This is a genomic window from Pseudanabaena sp. SR411 (assembly GCF_002251945.1).
Lineage (GTDB): Bacteria > Cyanobacteriota > Cyanobacteriia > Pseudanabaenales > Pseudanabaenaceae > Pseudanabaena.
Map to the genome: position 1 here is coordinate 121,650 of NZ_NDHW01000037.1, position 19,980 is coordinate 141,629.

Below are 19,980 nucleotides of genomic sequence, written 5' to 3' on the forward strand. Positions count from 1 at the left end.
AGCAAGAGATAGTTGCACATCACGGTATATTTAGCTAAATATACGATCACCCTCGCTATGTCAGAACCTTCGCATTATTGGATTGTCAATGTACGGATTCCTAATTGTTTTATTAATAGTGAGATTCTTGGGCTAGATTTAGAAACTAACCTCTCGCCAACCTTACAGCGCGATCGCCTATTTCCTTGTCACCTCGAAATTCGTAATGGTCAAATAACAGATATTTTACCGAACTCTCAGATTTCACAAATCCCGACTGAAAGTTTACCAATCATTGATGGCAAGCAAGGAATCCTGATTCCTTGCTTTGCGGATTTGCATACCCATCTTGACAAAGGACATATGTGGGAACGTAGTCCGAATTTAGATGGCACATTTCAAGGCGCACTCAAAGGCGTGTATCTAGATTGCACAGAGCAAGGCAATTGGAACTATAACGACCTCTATCGTCGCATGGAATTTGGGCTGAAGTGTAGTTACGCCCACGGCACAAAAGCAATAAGGACGCATTTAGATTGTCCACCGCATCAGGTGAAAACGACATTGCAAGTATTTAAAGAATTGCGCGACAAATGGAAGCAGAAAATCACCCTTCAAGCTGTGTCATTAGTACAACTTTCCTATTTTGCAACTGAGGAAGGAGAACAATTTGCTGATGCGATCGCTGATTTAGGTTGCATTCTTGGCGGCATTGCCCATATGGCTCCAGAGCTAGATCAACATCTAGATCGGATTCTTGCCTTAGCAACCGAACGTAATCTCAGTGTTGATTTCCATGCAGACGAAAATAATGACCCTGAGTCACGCACATTACATCATATTGCCGAAGCAGGTTTAAGAAATAATTTTAGTTCGCAAATAGTCTGTGGTCATTGCTGTAGTTTGGCAGTGCAAGATGAAGATACAGCCAACGCCACGATCGCCCTCGTCAAAGAAGCAAATATCGGCATCGTTAGTTTACCGATGTGCAATCTGTATTTACAAGATCGGGTTGCAGCACGCACACCGCGCTGGCGTGGGGTGACGCTAGTGCGGGAACTGAATGATGCGGGTGTAACCGTGTCTCTAGCTAGTGATAACTGCCGCGATCCTTTTTATGGATTTGGCGATCATGATCTATTAGAAGTTTTCAGCATGGGAACAAAAATTTCACATTTAGACACACCCTATGACAACTGGATCGAATCTGTAACCTCTCGCCCTGCGGCTTTGATGGGCTTATCCGATGTTGGTAAGATTGAGATTGGACAAGTTGCGGATTTGGTTCTATTTAAAGCACGTAGCTATAATGAGTTGCTATCTCGTCCCCAAGGTGATCGCACTGTGTTTAGAAATGGCATAGCGATCGATACGACTTTGCCCGACTATGCAGAACTTGATGATTTGATATAGTCGGCGCAAAGCGCCGACTATGCTAACGATAAATTAAAAACCCATGAAAAACTTTTCTAGCAGCCAATTTAATTACCGTCTATCAATTCCAGAGCCAGAAAATCATCTATTAGAAGTTAAACTAGCGATCGCTGATTGGCAAGCTGAATTTATCGATCTGAAGTTGCCAGTCTGGACACCTGGTTCCTATTTAGTACGTGAATATGCTAAACATCTGCAAGATTTTGAGGCAACTGATGCTACAGGAAATCCTCTATCGTGGCAAAAAATCAGTAAAAATCATTGGCAGGTGAAATATGCAAGTAATAGCGATCATCCCAAAGATACAACCATCAAAATTCGTTATCGCATCTTCTGCAATGAATTAACCGTCCGTACTAATCATATTGATCGCACCCATGCCTTTTTGACTGGTGCAGCCGTTTTTATGTACGTGACCGAATATCAGCAACAACCCTATACAGTCGAGATTGGCGAGATCAAAGATACTTGGCAAATTGCGACTGCTTTACCAGCACTTGAGAATGCTACTAATACTTTCTATGCCAAGGATTTTGACACTTTAGTTGATAGTCCCTTGGAGATTGGGATTCATCAGCGCTATGAATTCACAGTTCTGGATAAGCCCCATAGCTTTGTCGTCTGGGGGCAACATAATGCGGATATGCAACGTGTTGTTAAAGATACGGCAGCGATCGTGGCAGTGGAAGCGGAAATATTTGGGGGACTACCCTATGATCGCTATGACTTTATTCTTCATGCTGGCAACGGATTTGGCGGACTAGAGCATAAAAACAGCACCGTCCTGCTCTACAACCGTTTGGGCTTTCGCAAAGAAGAGAGTTATCTCCAATTTATGAATCTCGTCGCCCATGAGTTCTTCCATACTTGGAATGTAAAACGGATTCGCCCTAAAGCTCTAGAAAAATTTGATTATGACAATGAGAATTATACAAGTTCACTTTGGTTTAGCGAAGGAACTACCAGTTATTATGACCAAATTTTCCCACTGAGGGCTGGGCTTTATGATGCTAAGCATTATCTCAAACTAGTCAGCAAGGCGATCACCCGTCTGCAAACTACCTTTGGACGCAATGTTCAATCCCTCTATGATTCTAGTTTTGACACATGGATTAAGCTCTACCGTCCTGATCCAAATACCCATAACAACCAGATTTCCTACTACCTGAAAGGGGAATTAGTATCGTTGCTATTAGATTTGCTAATTCGTTCTAAAACTAATAATCTGCGATCGCTTGATCGGGTTATGCAGATTATGTGGGAGCGCTTTGGAAAAGAAGAAATTGGCTTTAGCGAAGCGGAACTGCATGAAGTCATTGAGAAGGTAGCAGGTGCTGACCTATCGAATTTCTGGAATGATTATCTCTACGGCACTAAAGAACTTGATTACAACTATTATCTCGAACCCTTCGGGCTAGAATTACGCACATCTCGCCAAGATATTCCCTTTACGGGGATGACGCTAAAAACTAAAAATGGGCTTGCGGAAGTTGAGAAGGTTGAGTTTGGCTCACCTGCCCAAAAAGCGGGACTTAGCACAGGTGACATGGTAATCGCGATCGCAGGAATTCGGATTACTGCGGAAAACTTTAGCGATCGCCTCCGCGATTACGCATCTGGTGAAACGATCACCGTTACCACTTTCCAGCAAGACTTGTTACATACCGTTGAAGTTACTTTACAAGATCCTGTCTGTAATCATTTTGATCTAGTCCAAATTACCAATCCTTCCCCCAACCAAGAGCTAAACCTAAAATTGTGGCTCAGCATCGAATCATAAAGAAGGAAAAAATTCTTGCTATGGCTAGGGCTGGCACGGGGGCACAGCCCCTACAAAATCTGAATTATTCAGGTAGGGGCAATCCCCACGTGGTTGCCCTGTCTCTCTAGCAGCAAGAGATTCATCATCTAAGTTCCACGTAACATCATAAAGAAGAGAAGCGCCGCCTCTCTTTTTTATGGTTCGATTTTATTCGGTTTAGTTACACCTTGCGCCCTTAACAAAGCCTCAATTTCTTCGGCGGGCAAAGCTTTATGGAAAAAATAGCCTTGGATCTGATCACAGCCAAGCGATCGCAATATATCCACCTGCTCTATCGTTTCCACACCTTCAGCAATCACATTCAAATTCAAACTATGGGCTAAATTAATAATTGAAGCCACGATTGTACGATCATGTGCGCTGTGAGTAACGTATTCAATAAAAATACGATCAATTTTTAGAGTGTCAATTGGTAGATTTTTCAGATAACTCAAAGCCGAGTAACCAGTCCCAAAATCATCAATTGATAACTGAATACCCATCTGGCGGAATTCATTTAACAAGATAATTTTTTCTTCAACATTATCCATCATGATCCCTTCAGTAATTTCTAATTCTAGAAAATGCGGATCAAGATTTGTTTCTTCAAGAATTTGTTGTAAACAAGATAGAAAATCCTTTTGCTGGAGTTGCTTGATCGACAAATTCACACCGACTTGAATCGGCGGTAAACCCATATTTTGCCATGCGATCGCCTGTAAACAAGTTTGTCGCAATACCCAAGATCCGATCGCCGTAATTAGCCCTGTTTCTTCAGCAAGAGGAATAAATTGACTCGGTGGAATCGAACCTAAAGAAACATGTTTCCAGCGTAGCAAGACTTCTAAGCCAATAATTTGACCACTGATCAGATCAACCTGAGGTTGGTAGTATGTCAGCAGTTCGTTGTTTTCTAGCGCCCTTCGCAAGTTGTTTTCCATCGATAAGCGCTGAAAACTCTGCTCCTGCATATTCGGAACATAAAACTGAAAGCTATTCTGTCCCTCAGCTTTAGCTCTATACATAGCCATATCTGCATTCCGAATTAGTCCTTCAACTTCAGTATGATGATCTGGATAAATACTTGCACCAATACAGGTGGTGATATGGAGTTCATGACCACCGCAGTTAAAAGGTAAAGTCAAAGCTTGAATCATGGATTCAGCAACTTGGACAACGGCATCCGTAGAATGAATCTCCATAGCCACGATCGCAAATTCATCAGCACCCCAACGCACCATTAAATCACCCTGTTTCAGCAAACTCTTAAGGCGATCGCTAACGGCTTTCAGCAACAAATCACCAACACTATGTCCAAGCGAATCATTAATTAACTTAAATCGATCAATATCCAGAAATAAAACCGCAAATTGTTGTTCTTTATCTTCTAATTTGTTGATAACTTCAACTAAGTGTTCATGTAAATATTTTCGATTTGGTAGCCCTGTCAGTGTGTCATGATGACTTTGATAGGCGATAATCGCTTCTGCTTGCTTTTGCTTGGTCACATCAGCTATGTGAATACGAATGACTTCATTCCAAGGCATAAAATGGATGATTTCTTCAAACACCTTGTCATCGATCATCACCTCTCGCATAAAGAATTTGCTGACAGGATTCACCAATGGCACTAATTGAACCAACAGTTCTTGAAGTAAAGGATGACTAATTCGCATCTCTTCAAGATTAGGAAATTGAGATAAAGCCGCAGGATTAAGATATAAGATTTTGCCAACAAGATTTAACTCAATAATTGGTTGTGGGTTTAGCTCAGGCGATGAAATGAATTGGTTAACAGTCTTATGAACATGAGCCGATATATCTTGCTCAGCAATAGACTGTAAAGGAGAAAATCGAAACAGCTCAGTCTCATCGAAGGGCTGATTATTTAGATGAGGATAGCTGCTTTTAGTAATCTGATTTTGAGAAATATTACTTTTGGGGATATTAGTAATCGCACTGATCACTTGATACACCGCCTTAGTATCCTTACTAAATAGAATTTCATCCCCATGGGATAATATATGCGAAAATCTCTTTTTGCCGTTAATTAAAATTCCATTTGTACTGCGTTTTCCTTCGATACTGCCATCAATTATTCGGAAAAAGCATGAAGACTTCTTAGAAGTTACGGCTAATAAAGTTGCATGTTGACGCGATACAAGATTAGATCGCAGAATGATCGAATTACCTAAGCTTCGTCCCAACGAATAAGTCATATTATTCAAGAGAAAATTGCGAAAACCTTGTGGATCTTCAACCGTAAGTACGTGATGAAGCATCTCTTTGATCTCAAGAGTGGATGACTCTTCTGGTCTCACCTGAATAATGTCCCTTTACAACGAGCTTTAGAAGGATTTGCAATTATATAAACTATTACATCTGTGTTAAAAGTATCATTAACCGATAGCTTTAACAAAAATTCGTATTTCGCTCAAGTGAAATACGCTCTAAGCACATGTATTTCTAATCTTAGAATTTCTTTACTTTTGAGAATTACTAGTTTTAAGGATATGAGTTTAATTATATAAATTTATTAGTCGAAAACAGTCACCTAACTTACGGTTATACAACTAGATTTAGCGGTTGTGAAGTAAATACTAGTAAGTCTATGGCTTTTTAACTGCTTTTCAAGTAATTGTTTAGAGATTTTAGATAAATCGGTAGATTAACGAACCACAAGAGATTTTTTGAAATTGTTGCTTTGCAACAATTTCAAAAAATCTCTTGGTTTGGATTTGAGCACAAAGCGCTGTAAGTACTATCAATGACTGTAGCAATCATAAATCATTTTTTAGAATTGCTAACAAAACCAGAGCTTGGGCAGCCCGCTACGCGGGCTGCCCAAGCTCTGGTTTTGGGTTTTAAATATACTGAATTACTTATAAAATATTGTTATTAATGGCTCGTTAATAACAATGTCAGAAATATGTAGAGAATGGACGGAAGTTCAGCAAACATTTCAGAAAATATGGGGATATGACGATTTGCGTCCATCTCAGCGTGAAGTAGTTGCCAGCTTGTTGAGGGGACAAGATAGTTTGGCAATTATGGCAACAGGCGGAGGTAAGTCTATTTGTTTTCAGTTGCCAGCAATCATCAATGAAGGACTAACTTTGGTGATTTCTCCTTTACTTGCTCTGATGGAAGACCAAGTACGGGACTGCAAATCGCGAAATCTCTCCGCCGCTTGTTTGCATAGTAACTTATCGCAAATAGAGCGCCGCGAGGTTTTGCGTAATCTCCCAAACACGAGCTTGCTTTATATTTCTCCAGAAACTCTCTTGAGTCAGCCTGTCTGGGAAAAACTCAGCGATCGCCAATTAAAAATTTCAGGACTAATGCTTGATGAAGCCCATTGTCTGGTGCAGTGGGGAGACTCATTTCGACCGAGCTATCGTCGATTAGGAGCCGTGCGATCGGCTTTGATGGCACAAAAGCCTGATCATCACCCACACATAGCTCTAGCAGCATTTACAGCAACGGCCGATCGCGATACAACTTCTGAGTTGCAGGCTTGTTTACAGCTAGAGAATCCCCAAATCATCCGTACTAGCCCCTATCGTCCCCATCTCAGCCTCCAAGTGGCGATCGCATGGACACACGCAGGACGCAAATCACGCACCCTCAAATTTATCCGCGATCGCAAGGGGCAGTCGGGATTGATCTATGTGCGGAGTCGTCGTGATGCGGAGATGCTAGCCACTTGGTTACAAAACAATTCGTTTAAAACCGCCGCCTATCATGCAGGTTTACCACCCCAAGAGCGACGACATATCGAGCAGCAATGGCTGACTAATCAATATCCCTTTGTGATCTGCACTTCAGCCTTCGGGCTAGGCATCAATAAACCAGACACCCGTTGGGTCTTGCATTTTCATCCGCCTTTAACACTTTCAGAATATATCCAAGAAATTGGACGAGCAGGACGCGATGGCAAACCTGCTGAGGCTTTGATGTTAGTCAGTGAACCCACAGGATTACTCGATGATAGCGATCGCCAAAGGGTAAATTTTTTCTTGCAACAGCAGCAAAAAATCCAACAACAAGCTCTAGCCCTTTTGCCAAAGCTACCGAGACAAGGAACTTTCGCGGAAGTTGCCAAATTACATCCCGATGCAGCGATCGCTCTGGGGCTGTTGCATCGCGCAGGACATCTCACATGGAAAACACCATTTGTTTATGAAATTCATGGCTTACATAACCAGCAACAAAAACTAAAACAGCAAATGGGGGATCAAAGCAAAATTGCTCAAATGCAAGCTTATAGCCGTGTAAAAGGCGATCGCTGGGCTTTTTTACTTGATAACTTTGGTTTTGAGGAAGAATCCAAGTTACTGCTAAAATCTAGAAGCTAACTTAATTTTTCTTAACAACAGGGAAATATACGTGTCGTCTTCGACTATTCATCGGATCAATCTTGACAACCCGCTTACCGATACATCTTCGACATCTCAAACCGAGCTTCCGTTCACCTTCCAAGATGTAAAAGCCGCTATTCCTGCTGAATGTTTTGCTCCAAATGTATGGCGATCGCTCGCCTATTTTTTTGCCGACGCGGCGATTATCGTGGGCTTATATGCCACTGCTGCTTATTTAGATGCATGGTGGTTTTATCCAATTTTTTGGTTTGCTACGGGGACAATGTTTTGGGCTTTCTTCGTCGTCGGTCATGACTGCGGACATGGTTCTTTCTCACGCATTAAATGGCTAAACAACTTAGTTGGTCACCTAACCCATATTCCGATTCTCGTGCCATATCATGGCTGGCGCATCAGCCACCGTACCCATCACCAAAATACGGCTAATATTGACACCGATGAAAGTTGGTATCCAGTTACTGAGAGCCAATACAAGGCGATGGACTGGATTGGGAAATTCATCCGCTTTGATGCCCTCTTATTTGCTTATCCTTTGTATTTATTTAAACGATCGCCTGCGCGTCCCACAGCCTCGCATTTCGTTCCCAACAATGATCTTTTCCGAGAATCTGAGACTAACGATATTCTCACCAGCAGCATCCTCTTTTCAGTGATGGTTGGCTTTTTAGGATGGTTGGGTTTTACCTATGGATTCCTATTTCTCTTCAAGTTTTATATCGTCCCCTACCTTATCTTTGTCGTGTGGCTTGATCTTGTGACCTATCTCCACCACACCGAAGCTGATATTCCTTGGTATCGTGGGAAAGATTGGTATTTCTTGAAGGGAGCGCTCTCCACCATTGATCGTGATTATGGAATCTTCAACGATATCCACCACAATATCGGCACTCACGTTGCCCATCACATCTTTATTGGTATTCCTCACTATCACCTTAAGACTGCTACTGAAGCGATCAAACCAGTTTTAGGCTCATATTACCGAGTTTCCAACGTGCCAATCTGGAAATCCTTTTTTACTTCTCAAAAGGCTTGTATATTTGTCCCTGACTCAGGCAGCGGCGTATATTACAGCGATCGACTTACAGATTAAAAACCGATCCCAAAAAAGATAGGGGGGCGCAATGCGCCCCCCTATCTTTTTTGGGAAAAAGCGTCCACTTCACATTTTTTGGGTTCGTACTTATAATGTAAGTGAGCATTAAGTATTATTACTGTCTTATCTACAAAGCAGATCAGCAAACACTTTTATCTTACTTAATACTCCAAACCAAATACCGCAATTATCTAAAAACATAAATTCCCCTGATTGCAAACCTTTGTTGGAGGCTGCCTAATATATGTCTACCGAAACTATTAAACGTCCCGAAACCATACGCAAAATTGCACCAAGATATCGGGTTTTGTTACATAACGACGATTACAACTCAATGGAATATGTTGTTGAAACCTTAATGCAAGTCGTAAATGGGCTTACCCAGCCGCAAGCTGTAGATATTATGATGGCGGCTCATGCGAGTGGTTGCGCCTTAGTCATTACCTGTGTACAAGAACATGCCGAATTTTATTGTGAAGGACTACAAAGCAAAGGCTTAACTAGCACCATTGAGCCTGAATCATAGGAAGGCAGGACAAAGCACCGCCTTCTTAATTAAACGCTGAATATATCTATAGCCAATTGTATTAAAACCCACAAGATAAGATGCGGCGCGAAGCGCCGCATCTTATCTTGTGGGTTTTATGTGCTAACAAGACTGACGACAGCCATATATAGAACAGGTAGGATTGTTAATAACAAAATCCTACCTGTTTTTTTATTGTGAATTTTGATCGCCTCAATTCCTATCCAGCACCAGCACGCATCATTCTGTTTTTACTAACTTTATTGGTGTTGTGGCTACCGATCGCTGCACCAATGTATTTAATTTGGGGTGAGGCGGTTGGCGTTGGGCTAACCATTTTGTTGTATTGCGGATTTTTGGGATTAATTTGGTTCTGGGGACGCAAAATTGCTAAATATTCGTATCCCTATCGCTATTACGGTTTGTCATTTACTCGCCAAAATGGCAGCGATTTTTTGCTCGGCTTAGGGCTAGGCTGTGTGACCCTAATTATTTTCTTTGGACTACAGGTAAGTCTGGGTTGGCTATCAGTGCAAACTGTCACTTGGCAGCAGCCCTTACCAGATAACCTCTTACCAGCGATCGGCGTCTATTTTGTCGATTGGCAAGGGGCGATATTACCAGGGCTATTGACTTCTGTGGGCGTAGGATTTGCAGAGGAAATGTTGTTTCGAGGTTGGATGCTATCAGAGCTAGAGCGCGATTATTCCAAAAATACAGCTTTACTGGGTTGCAGTTTAGTATTTGCGATTTTGCATTTTATTAAGCCCCTAAATGTAATCCTCGAAACATGGAGCCAATTTCTCGGTTTGGTGATGCTCAGTGTTGCCCTAGTCCTAGCACGACGCAGATGTGGTGGCAGATTAGGAGTATCGGTGGGCTTACATGGTGGCTTGGTTTGGTGCTATTACATCGTTAATACGACCCATTGGTTAAAACCAACAGGCGCTGTGCCTGAATGGGTAACGGGTATTAGTGGCAATCCGATCGCAGGTGTGATGGGAATTATTTTTTTAAGTGCGATCGCGATCGGCTTCCATAAAAAATAAAAAGAGGCTAAGCCTCTTTTTATTTTTTATGAAAATGCCTATTGCAAGTAGTGCAATAAGTGTATATGATTAGATTCGCTTGGAAAACAACCAAGTAAGGGGTCGATGCCCGAGTGGTTAATGGGGGCGGACTGTAAATCCGCTGGCTACGCCTACGCTGGTTCAAATCCAGCTCGGCCCATCTCAAAAAGGGAGAGTGAACTAAGTTCACTCTCCCTTTTATTTCAGTAATTACTAGTCAAACCAACGAAAGAGCTTTTTTTGCCAGTGGATGCAAAGCACCACTGGCAAAAAAGCTCTTTCGTTCAGATAATAGTGGAATTATTCGGAGTCATCATCATCTAAGTCTGGATCATCAGTAAATGGCTCTCCTAACCATCGCTCTAACATCCGCCTTGTCTCAATGCGTAAGCCGCGAATTTCTTTGTCTACTTTCCTATCTCTACGCTCTAACCTTTCTAACCTTTCTAACCTCTGATGACAGCATCAGCGATCTGGTTAAACTTTGCATCTAATGCGTTGTTAGTTGCCTGTATTGCTCTTGCATTAGAGTCAACAATAGAGCGAGTTTCCCTCAGTTCTTGCTCTAGCCTAGAGATTGATTGGCTATTCCTTTCTGAGAGGATCAAGGCTTGTTCGGCAATAATTTGCAATTGCTCAAATGTCATACTCATCTGAATTATTCTCCTTGGTTAGCTAGCCAAGCTTTGAACTCTTTTTTATTAAGCAAAAATTTGACCTAGTGCTGCGTCAATATCTGGATATTGGAACGTGAATTTATTAATCTCAGCCTTGTGTGGCACAACTCGCTGACCATCTAGCAATACCGTTGCACCTTCGCCAAATACCAAGATCAACGCCGCTGCAGGCACAGGTAAAAAAGCAGGACGTTTAATCGCTTTGGCAAAGGCAACCGTGAAATCTTCATTGGTGACAGCTTTAGGAGCCGTAGCATTGAGCGCCCCTGTAATCTGAGCATTATTCACAGCATAAATGATTAGTTCCGCCAGATCATCGCGATGAATCCATGAAAACCACTGCTTGCCAGTGCCAATTTTGCCGCCGCCACCAACTTGAAAAATCGGTAACATTTTGGCGATCGCCCCACCCATTCCTAATACAATTCCTGTTCTCAGCTTGACTAGGCGCACGCCCAAGCCTGTAACAACATCGGCAGCAGCTTCCCAGTCTTTGCAAACATTAGCTAAGAAGTCATCACCTGCATTACTATATTCGTCAAAGGATTTATCCAGACTTGTACCGTAGTAACCGATCGCTGAGCCGCTAATTAATACCTGTGGTTTCACATCGGCTTGGGCGATCGCCTCAACTAACACTTTTGTAGTTAAAATACGACTATCACGGATCTCTTGCTTACGTTTATCAGTCCAACGCACACCAGCGAGGGGTTCGCCAGCCAGATTAATTACTGCATCGCTACCAGATATCACCTTCATCCAATCGCCTAATTCAAAAGGCTTGTAGCTAATTACTTCAACATTGGGAAAAGATTCTTGGGGAAATTGCTGATTGGCTTTTTGGGAATTCCGCGCTAAAACGATAATGCGATTACCTAAAGCATGTAACCGCTCAACTAATTTCACACCAACAAACCCAGTAGCACCCGTTAATACAATCTTCATCATATATTTTTGCTTAAATTATTAGAGACATCAACCCAAGACTAGTCGCTTATTTTAATGTGAAAACATCTTCGTAACCACATACATGCATAGTTCACCAGAAAATAAACAAAGCAAAAAGTCACGCAACAAACTGTTGATCGTGGATGATGAAGAAGATAACTTAGACTTACTTCAACGTATTTTTCATCGAAGTCATCTGATCCTGCGGGCTAAAAATGGATTTGAGGCGTTGGCAATTTTAGCGAATGAACCAGATATTGCGGTCATCGTCTCCGATCAGCGAATGCCCATGATGTCTGGAACTGAGTTTTTGAGCCAAGTTGCGGAAATGTATCCTGACACCTTGCGAATTATTTTGACCGCCCATACTGATGTGCGCGACTTGGTGGAAGCGATTAATCAATCAAAGGTTTTTAAATATATTACTAAGCCTTATAAAGTAGAAGATTTAGTAGAAGTTGTGCAACAAGCGACGGAAATCCATAAATTATTACAATTAAGAACTTCCAAACTGCGTAACGATCTCGAAAATGCTGAAGCTAGGTATCAAGGCATTTTTGAGAATGCGATCGAGGGAATTTTCCAGACCACGATAGATGGACGTTATCTGATCGCCAATTCCATGTTGGCTCAGATTTATGGTTATCCTTCGGCGGAGTCTCTGATTAGTAATGTCACGAATATTGCCAATCAGATTTATGTGAACCCATTGCGTCGTCAAGAATTTATTAATGTTTTGCGTACCCATGACACAGTTTCTAATTTTGAATCTCAGGTTTATCGCCGCGATGGCACAAAAATCTGGATTTCGGAAAATGTACGTGCAGTCAGGGATTTTGATGGAACTCTAATCGGCTTTGAAGGTACTGTACAGGATATTTCTCAACGCAAGCGGGCGGAAGAAGAATCTCAATTATTACAATGCTTAACCTTAGAAATTAGTGCCGCTAATGATTTTCAAACAGCGTTAGAAGTAGCCCTCACCAAAATTTGTCAATTTACGGGATGGGACTATGGTGAAGCATGGATACCATCGGGGGATGAGCATTTGATCTGTAGCCCTGCATGGTACAGCAGTATTGAGGGTTTAGAAGATTTCCGTCAATTTAGTGAGAGAATTTCTTTCCCAACAGGAATTGGTTTCCCAGGGAGAGTTTGGGGAAATCAACGCCCAGAATGGATTTGGGATATTTCTCTGGAGACCGAGTCCCACTTCTTACGCAAATATCCCGCTTTAGAATGTGGTTTGCGATCGGGTTTGGCAATTCCCGTCAGTGCCGACACCAATGTTGTTGCGATTATGGCTTTCTTTACTAGATCTCCCAACGATCGCGATCAGCAATTAGTAGGCTTAATCGGGGCGATCGCCATGCAGTTAGGGGTATTGATGAAGCGCAAACGAGACGAAGAAAGACTCCGCTTGATGAATGAAGAACTTGCACTAGCACGCGATCGCGCCTTAGAAGCAAATCGCACCAAAAGCACCTTTGTCGCCAATATGAGCCATGAGTTACGCACACCTCTCAATGCGATCATTGGCTATAGCGAGATGTTGCAGGAGGATGCGGCGTTATTGGGATTGGATGATTTTGAAGATGATCTCCAAAAAATTTATCGGTCTGGAAAGCATCTCCTAGATTTGATTAACGACATTTTGGATATGACCAAAATTGAAGCGGGTAAATTAGAAATTTATTACGATGATTTTGATGTACCAATGCTGATATTCGATACCAGTAAAACAATTCAGCCATTGTTGCTCAAAAACAATAATCGTCTAGAGATAGAATGCGATCTCCAACTTGGAGAGATTCGCGCCGATATGACGCGCCTACGCCAAGTTCTCTTAAACATTTTAAGTAATGCCTGTAAATTTACGAAATCAGGTGAAATTAAAATTCAGGTAAATCGCCAAAATTATGTTCAAGGAGAATTCTTTTGCTTCACGATTAGTGACACGGGCATAGGAATTAGTCCCGAAAATCTGCAAAGACTATTTCAGCCATTCAACCAAGCTGATAGCTCCACAACCAGACAATATGGAGGGACAGGGCTAGGGCTTGCCATTAGTCATCGTCTTTGCCAAATGATGAGTGGTGATATTAGGGTAATAAGCGAATTAGGAAGAGGTTCGACTTTCACGATTTGTTTACCTATTGATTGCGAAAGTGCGATCAAAAACTTGCCCAAAAACGGACAAAATTCCTTGCCTAATTTATCAGAATTGCCTCAATATTTACCAAACGAAGCAGGTAAACCACATCCCAAACATCCTGCAATCTTAGTGATTGCTGATGATCCGATAATCCATCAAAGTACCCATGCCTCTCTTAATCATCTAGGAGTTTCTATCTACTCATCCCTAAGTGGAGAGAATGGCATGAAATTAGTCTACCAAATCTTACCTGATGCGATTATTTTAGATATGCAAACTCCTTCTATAAGTGGATGGGAAATGCTGAAGGAATTAAAGTCACAACCTTTAACTTCTGGAATTCCAATTATTTTGTTGACAATTAATGATAGTGACGAAAACCACCAAAGCTGTGAGATTGGGGCAAATGATTATTTGTTTAAGCCGATTGATCGCGATCGCTTGCTGACGATCATTGATAAATACCGCACTGAGCAGAAGTCTGAGCTTTCAGTATTAGTCATTGAAGATGATCTGAATACGAGAGCAATGTTAAAACGGATGCTGGAAAAGGAGAATTGTATTGTCTCGGAAGCCCAAGATGGACAGGTCGCTTTAGAGTTGATGGTTGATCAATTACCGCAAGTAATTTTGCTCGATCTGATGATGCCTAATAGTGATGGCTTTGAATTTATTCATTTACTGAGACTACGATATAACACTCCATCAATTCCAATTATCATCATCACCGCTAAGGATTTGACCAATGCAGACTGCATTCGTCTAAGTGGATCAGTCCAAAAAATCCTCCAAAAGACTAATTATAGTTACACACAACTGCTAGAAGAAATTGTCCAAAGACTCTATAAATTGGGAGTCTTAGCAGCAAATTAGCATTATTCCAAAGCAAAAAAATGGCATAGCCATTTTTTTGCTTTGGAATAATGCTTTCCATGAGGATTCGCCGCGCCTACGGCGTGGCGAATCCTCAAATTCTGGGTACTTTGCCGATGATTGCGATAGACTATTGATTGTTTTCTAGCGCCCCAGCATATAGACCGCTATTTCAATGCCAAACACCAAACCAAATCCTAATATCACGATCCATCCCCGCGCCATCGTTCATCCCCACGCCAAAATTGGTGAGGGGACAACCATCGGAGCTGATGTCATTATTGACGAGTTTGTGGAGATTGGCGATCGCTGCGAGATTCGCGCTAGAGCAATCATCACAGGACATACCAAGATCGGTCATGACAACCAAATTGGCTATGGCGCAATCGTTGGCTCTGAGCCTCAGGATACCTCTTACAAAGGCGCAGTTAGTTTTGTGGAGATTGGCGATCGCAATGTGTTGCGCGAATATGTGACGGTCAATCGCGGCACTAAGGAAGGCTCAGCAACAAGCATTGGCAATGATAATTTATTTTTTACAGGCGCTCATGTAGCTCATAACTGTGCGATCGGCGATCGGGTAATTTTAGTAAATAATGTGTTGTTGGCGGGTTATGTAGAGGTACATGACCACGCCTTTATGGGCGGGGACTCAGTAGTGCATCAATTCACGCGCATTGGTTCCTATGCGATGATTCGTGGACAAACTCGCCTTGGCATGGATGTGCCACCCTATTGCATGGCTGTGGACACAAATATGGTGTTTGGTTTAAATCGCCTTGGTCTACGTCGCAATGGGTTTAGCCACGATCGCCGCCGCTCTATTCTCTCCGCCTATGAAGTGATCTATAAGTCTGATCGCAATCGCACTCAAGCGATCGAATTTTTAGAGTCAGATCCTGAATTTGCCGACAATCCTGATATTCAATTATTTTGTAATTTCATTAAGAATAGCCGTCGCGGCATTTGTAAACTCTATGAAAAAGGTGCAAGTCGCATCGAAGAAGATCGTGATTAGGGCTTCGCCATCAAAAATGAATAACCCCGCCGCAAGCGGACGGGGTATCAAATTCTTTTTTACTAGAATTTACTCACACCGCAGAGCGGTGGGGTATTTACCCTCTTAGTTCAAATAAAGCGGATCAAGACAGAGCAAAGCTCTGCCTTGATCCGCTTTATTGATGCTTAGCCGTAATAGGCTTGGAGCATTAACTGCTTGAGGTCAGCAATTAATGGATAGCGAGGATTTGCACCCGTGCATTGATCATCAAAGGCTTGATCCGCCATATCTTCCACATGAGCCATAAAGAACTCTTCACCAGTTCCCTGCTCCGAAAGCGCATCTTTAATCGTATTAGGAATATCCACTTGACGTTTGAGATTTTCCACAGCAGCGATCAATAATTCCACCTTCTCATCATCAGTCTCACCACCCAAGTTTAAATAGTTAGCAATCTGGGCATAGCGCCATTTACTATTGGGATACTTGTTTTGGGAGAAGATTGCTTGCTTAAAGGGAGTATCGGTGGCATTGTAACGGATTACATGGGAGATCATCAGCGCATTGGCTAGCCCATGAGCAATATGACAAGTACCGCCTAACTGGTGGGCGATCGAGTGACATACACCTAGGAAGGCATTGGCAAATGCCATCCCTGCGATCGTGGCAGCGTAATGGACTTTTTCCCTTGCTTTAGGATCTTTAGCTCCATTTTTATAGGCACTGGGCAGATATTTGAATAACAAACGAATTGCCTCAAGGGCTAAGCCATTGGTGTATTCCGAGGCTAGGACAGAAACATAGGACTCGATCGCATGGGTAAGCGCATCAATACCTCCGTAAGCCGTGAGTCGCTTGGGAATATTCAGCGTCAGTTCAGGATCGACGATCGCCATATTCGGAGTCAAAGCATAATCAGCGAGAGGGTACTTGATTCCCGTTTTTTCATCGGTAACTACGGCAAAAGGAGTAACTTCAGAACCAGTTCCCGATGTAGTAGGCACAGTAACCAAAATCGCTTTTGCGCCTAGAGGGGGCAACTCATAGACCCGTTTGCGAATATCCATAAATCGCATCGCCAAGCCTTCAAATTCGATTTCAGGATGTTCGTACATCAGCCACATGATTTTGGCTGCGTCCATTGGCGATCCGCCACCAAAAGCAATGATCACATCGGGGTTGAAACTATTGCAGATTGCCAAACCTTTGCGAACTGTCGCCAAGGAAGGATCAGGTTCGACAGCATAGAAGGTGTAGTGGGCAAGTCCGATTTCTTCCAAACTGTCGGTGACTTCTTTGGTTAAGCCAAGTTCAAATAAAGGGCGATCGGTGATAATCAACGCGCGTTTTCTGCCCATGAGATCCCTCAGTGCGACAGGCAAGCAGCCAGACTTGAAGTAAATTTTGGGTGGGATGCGAAACCAGAGCATATTTTCGCGACGCTCGGCGGCGGTTTTGACGTTCAGTAAATGATGAGGGGTGACATTCGCAGAAATAGAATTTCCACCCCATGAGCCACAACCAAGGGTTAGCGAAGGATCGAGACGGAAATTGTAAAGATCGCCGATCGCACCCTGCGATGATGGTGTATTAATTAGTACTCGCGAAGTTTCCAACTTATGCTCGAAATAGCGAATATGTTCCTGATTACTAGGAGCCGTATACAGCACCGAAGTATGTCCATGTCCACCAAATAGAACTAGCTCTTCAGCCTTGTCTACCGCATCATGGAAATCTTTAGCCCGATACATTGCCAGAATTGGTGAAAGCTTCTCGAAGGCAAAAGGTTCATCTTTGGAGATCGCTTCAACCTCACCAATCAAAACTCTGGTATTGTCTGGGATCGCAAACCCTGCAACTTCAGCGATTTTAATCACCGTTTGTCCGACAATTTCCGCGTTCAAGCGTCCATCGGTCAAAATCACCTTGCGAACCTTATCGCGTTCCTCCGCATTCAGGAAATAAGCACCACGCTTGATAAATTCTTCTCTGACGGTTTCATAAATTGCATCGACAACGACGACTGACTGTTCAGAGGCGCAAATCGTGCCATTGTCAAAGGTTTTGCTTAAAATGATCGAACTCACCGCCATCTGAATATGCGCGGTTTCATCAATGATCGCGGGCGTATTACCTGCACCTACACCGAGGGAAGGATTGCCCGAAGAGTAAGCAGCTTTGACCATCCCTGGCCCGCCAGTTGCCAGAATCAGCTTGATATTTGAGTTCTGCATCAAAGCTTGAGAGAGGGGGACGGTTGGCTCATCAATCCAGCCAATAATATCGGGGGGCGCACCTGCGGCTACGGCTGCATCAAGGACAATTTTTGCAGCAGCGATCGTGCATCCTTTAGAGCGTGGATGGGGCGAGAAAATGATGCCATTGCGGGTTTTCAGCGCAATCAATGACTTGAAAATAGTCGTTGAAGTGGGATTGGTGACAGGTACGATCCCCGCTAAAATTCCTACGGGTTCAGCGATGCGCTCATAGCCAAAATGCTTGTCGGACTCAATTACACCGCAAGTTTTATCATTCTTATACTTGTTGTAAATCATCTCCGAAGCAAAGTGATTCTTAATCGCTTTATCTTCGATTACGCCCATGCCCGACTCTTTCACCGCCGCCTTGGCTAAGGGAATCCGCGCTGCATTTGCTGCGAGAGCCGCCTGTTTGAAAATGCGATCGACCTGTTCCTGTGTGAAAGTAGAGAATTCCGTTTGCGCTGCTTTCACTCGTTGAATCAACAATTCCAATTCTTCAATATTTGTAACTTTCATTTTCAATTCTCTTGATATTTTTGTCGAAATTTCTAGATTAAGCTTGCGTTAGATGTTGATGGGTGGATTTCTGGGAGCGATCGCGCATCCATTGCCAAGAAACAATATTAATCAAAAGCCCGATCACGAATAGAATTGCCATGAGTGCGATTTGATACAAATCTGTCTGCACCATGATATCGGCGATAAGATGCGAGAGATTTAGGATGGTGTAAAGTACCGTAAAACTAAAGTGGATCGTGCGATAGCGCCTTGAGTTGGTAAAAACAGTACCGATAATTGCCGCCATTGGTAGCACGAAGAAGAGCAGCATCAACCACATAATTGGAGCAATCTCTGCCATGTTTTGAGATTGGGAGGTGATAATATTTAGCCCGTGAAATAGGGGCATCAATCCTAGTTGGGTATGGAAGAGTAAACCTAACAAGAATACAACCCAAAGAGAGATGATTTTCTCTTGATATTGTTCATAATGTTTGTGTAGCATAACCCCTTGCCTCCTAACTTATTATTAAATCCCAACTGCACCCAGCGCATTGATCCCGCGATCGCGAAATATATCAACTGTCTGCTGCACCAGTTCTGGTGGTGCAGGTGGTGTGTCTTTGAGAGAATAGGGCAATCCTAGCTGTTCCCATTTATATTCTCCCATTTTATGAAATGGTAAAACTTCTAATCGCTCCACATTCTTAAGGGTCGCGATAAAATCTGCGAGTTGATTGATGTTGTCCGTGTTATCGGTGAGATGGGGGACTAAGACAAACCTGATCCATACAGGTTTAGCAGTTTCGCTGAGATACTTTGCCATAGCAAGAGTTGGCTCAATGGAAACGCTGGTAACTTTGTAATAAAGTTCAGGAATGTAGGATTTGATGTCTAGCAACACCAAGTCGGTTTCTTCGAGAACGGGTTTGGCTACTTCTAAAGCACAATAACCTGATGTATCGAGGGCTGTATGCAAGCCTAGTTGATGGCAACGGGTCAAGATTTCTCTGGTAAATTCAGGTTGCATCAAGGGTTCACCGCCACTTACGGTCACTCCTCCTTTACGAATGAAGGATTTGCACTTTTTAATCTCATCGATCAAATAGTCAACGGTAACTTCTTTGCCATCATGGGCATTGCGACAGTCTGGATTATGACAATAGAGACAACGGAGGGGACACCCTTGAGTGAAGACGATAAATCTGATCCCTGGCCCATCTACCGTACCAAAAGTTTCGATTGAATGAATGCGTCCAATTCCAGACATAGAATCTCCTCTT

14 protein-coding genes and 1 tRNA gene are annotated in these 19,980 nt (G+C 42.8%); 9 read left to right on the plus strand and 6 right to left on the minus strand.

Annotation, left to right across the window (positions count from 1 at the left end; genetic code table 11):
* The first annotated feature begins 57 nt into the window (after positions 1-57).
* Both B9G53_RS02365 and B9G53_RS02370 read left to right on the plus strand, forming a co-directional pair.
* Positions 58-1,392: a cytosine deaminase gene (locus tag B9G53_RS02365; RefSeq protein ID WP_094528713.1), complete on the plus strand. Its 1,335-nt coding sequence runs from the start codon at positions 58-60 to the stop codon at positions 1,390-1,392.
* Positions 1,393-1,435: 43 nt separating this feature from the next.
* Positions 1,436-3,193 (plus strand): M61 family metallopeptidase, encoded by a 1,758-nt coding sequence (locus tag B9G53_RS02370; RefSeq protein WP_094528714.1) that lies wholly within the window; start codon positions 1,436-1,438, stop codon positions 3,191-3,193.
* A gap of 176 nt (positions 3,194-3,369) precedes the next feature.
* On the opposite strand, the gene B9G53_RS02375 is transcribed toward B9G53_RS02370, so the two are convergent.
* Positions 3,370-5,496, minus strand: a complete 2,127-nt coding sequence (locus B9G53_RS02375; protein WP_141211680.1) for an EAL domain-containing protein — start codon at positions 5,494-5,496, stop codon at positions 3,370-3,372.
* Between the two features lie 636 nt (positions 5,497-6,132).
* On the opposite strand from B9G53_RS02375, the gene B9G53_RS02380 reads away from it, so the two are divergent.
* The 5 genes from B9G53_RS02380 to B9G53_RS02400 all read left to right on the plus strand — a co-directional run bounded on the left by B9G53_RS02380 (position 6,133) and on the right by B9G53_RS02400 (position 10,445).
* Positions 6,133-7,572, plus strand: a complete 1,440-nt coding sequence (locus B9G53_RS02380) for an ATP-dependent DNA helicase RecQ (RefSeq protein WP_094528716.1) — start codon at positions 6,133-6,135, stop codon at positions 7,570-7,572.
* Between the two features lie 31 nt (positions 7,573-7,603).
* Positions 7,604-8,686: a DUF3474 domain-containing protein gene (locus tag B9G53_RS02385; RefSeq protein ID WP_094528717.1), complete on the plus strand. Its 1,083-nt coding sequence runs from the start codon at positions 7,604-7,606 to the stop codon at positions 8,684-8,686.
* A 247-nt stretch (positions 8,687-8,933) separates the two neighbouring features.
* Positions 8,934-9,215, plus strand: coding sequence for an ATP-dependent Clp protease adapter ClpS (gene clpS, locus B9G53_RS02390; RefSeq protein WP_094528718.1), 282 nt, complete (start codon positions 8,934-8,936; stop codon positions 9,213-9,215).
* Positions 9,216-9,412: 197 nt separating this feature from the next.
* Entirely contained in the window at positions 9,413-10,264 is an 852-nt protein-coding gene (locus B9G53_RS02395) for a CPBP family intramembrane glutamic endopeptidase (RefSeq protein WP_254923515.1), read from the plus strand.
* A gap of 99 nt (positions 10,265-10,363) precedes the next feature.
* Positions 10,364-10,445, plus strand: a tRNA-Tyr gene (locus B9G53_RS02400).
* Between the two features lie 286 nt (positions 10,446-10,731).
* Here B9G53_RS02400 and B9G53_RS02405 read toward each other — a convergent pair.
* Both B9G53_RS02405 and B9G53_RS02410 read right to left on the minus strand, forming a co-directional pair.
* Positions 10,732-10,938, minus strand: coding sequence for a hypothetical protein (locus B9G53_RS02405; RefSeq protein WP_141211681.1), 207 nt, complete (start codon positions 10,936-10,938; stop codon positions 10,732-10,734).
* A 48-nt stretch (positions 10,939-10,986) separates the two neighbouring features.
* Complete coding sequence (locus B9G53_RS02410; RefSeq protein WP_094528720.1) at positions 10,987-11,907, minus strand: TIGR01777 family oxidoreductase; 921 nt, start codon at positions 11,905-11,907, stop codon at positions 10,987-10,989.
* Positions 11,908-11,992: 85 nt separating this feature from the next.
* On the opposite strand from B9G53_RS02410, the gene B9G53_RS02415 reads away from it, so the two are divergent.
* Both B9G53_RS02415 and lpxA read left to right on the plus strand, forming a co-directional pair.
* Positions 11,993-14,938 (plus strand): response regulator, encoded by a 2,946-nt coding sequence (locus B9G53_RS02415; protein ID WP_094528721.1) that lies wholly within the window; start codon positions 11,993-11,995, stop codon positions 14,936-14,938.
* Positions 14,939-15,113: 175 nt separating this feature from the next.
* On the plus strand, positions 15,114-15,956 hold the full coding sequence (gene lpxA / locus B9G53_RS02420) for an acyl-ACP--UDP-N-acetylglucosamine O-acyltransferase (RefSeq protein ID WP_094528722.1): 843 nt from the start codon (positions 15,114-15,116) through the stop codon (positions 15,954-15,956).
* Between the two features lie 167 nt (positions 15,957-16,123).
* Here the strand turns inward: lpxA and adhE are convergent, their stop codons facing one another.
* The 3 genes from adhE to pflA are packed head-to-tail and all read right to left on the minus strand — an operon-like array spanning position 16,124 to position 19,967.
* Positions 16,124-18,715, minus strand: coding sequence for a bifunctional acetaldehyde-CoA/alcohol dehydrogenase (gene adhE, locus B9G53_RS02425; RefSeq protein ID WP_094528723.1), 2,592 nt, complete (start codon positions 18,713-18,715; stop codon positions 16,124-16,126).
* Between the two features lie 37 nt (positions 18,716-18,752).
* Entirely contained in the window at positions 18,753-19,202 is a 450-nt protein-coding gene (locus tag B9G53_RS02430; protein ID WP_094528724.1) for a hypothetical protein, read from the minus strand.
* Between the two features lie 24 nt (positions 19,203-19,226).
* On the minus strand, positions 19,227-19,967 hold the full coding sequence (pflA, locus tag B9G53_RS02435) for a pyruvate formate-lyase-activating protein (RefSeq protein ID WP_094528725.1): 741 nt from the start codon (positions 19,965-19,967) through the stop codon (positions 19,227-19,229).
* Positions 19,968-19,980 lie beyond the last annotated feature (13 nt).

Bases quoted from the DNA above. Each gene is read 5' to 3' on its own strand.
- B9G53_RS02365 (WP_094528713.1), top strand. From the start codon at position 58: ATGTCAGAACCTTCGCATTATTGGATTGTCAATGTACGGATTCCTAAT.
- B9G53_RS02370 (WP_094528714.1), top strand. From the start codon at position 1,436: ATGAAAAACTTTTCTAGCAGCCAATTTAATTACCGTCTATCAATTCCA.
- B9G53_RS02375 (WP_141211680.1), bottom strand. From the start codon at position 5,496: ATGCTTCATCACGTACTTACGGTTGAAGATCCACAAGGTTTTCGCAAT.
- B9G53_RS02380 (WP_094528716.1), top strand. From the start codon at position 6,133: ATGTCAGAAATATGTAGAGAATGGACGGAAGTTCAGCAAACATTTCAG.
- clpS (WP_094528718.1), top strand. From the start codon at position 8,934: ATGTCTACCGAAACTATTAAACGTCCCGAAACCATACGCAAAATTGCA.
- B9G53_RS02405 (WP_141211681.1), bottom strand. From the start codon at position 10,938: ATGAGTATGACATTTGAGCAATTGCAAATTATTGCCGAACAAGCCTTG.
- B9G53_RS02410 (WP_094528720.1), bottom strand. From the start codon at position 11,907: ATGAAGATTGTATTAACGGGTGCTACTGGGTTTGTTGGTGTGAAATTA.
- B9G53_RS02415 (WP_094528721.1), top strand. From the start codon at position 11,993: ATGCATAGTTCACCAGAAAATAAACAAAGCAAAAAGTCACGCAACAAA.
- lpxA (WP_094528722.1), top strand. From the start codon at position 15,114: ATGCCAAACACCAAACCAAATCCTAATATCACGATCCATCCCCGCGCC.
- adhE (WP_094528723.1), bottom strand. From the start codon at position 18,715: ATGAAAGTTACAAATATTGAAGAATTGGAATTGTTGATTCAACGAGTG.
- B9G53_RS02430 (WP_094528724.1), bottom strand. From the start codon at position 19,202: ATGCTACACAAACATTATGAACAATATCAAGAGAAAATCATCTCTCTT.
- pflA (WP_094528725.1), bottom strand. From the start codon at position 19,967: ATGTCTGGAATTGGACGCATTCATTCAATCGAAACTTTTGGTACGGTA.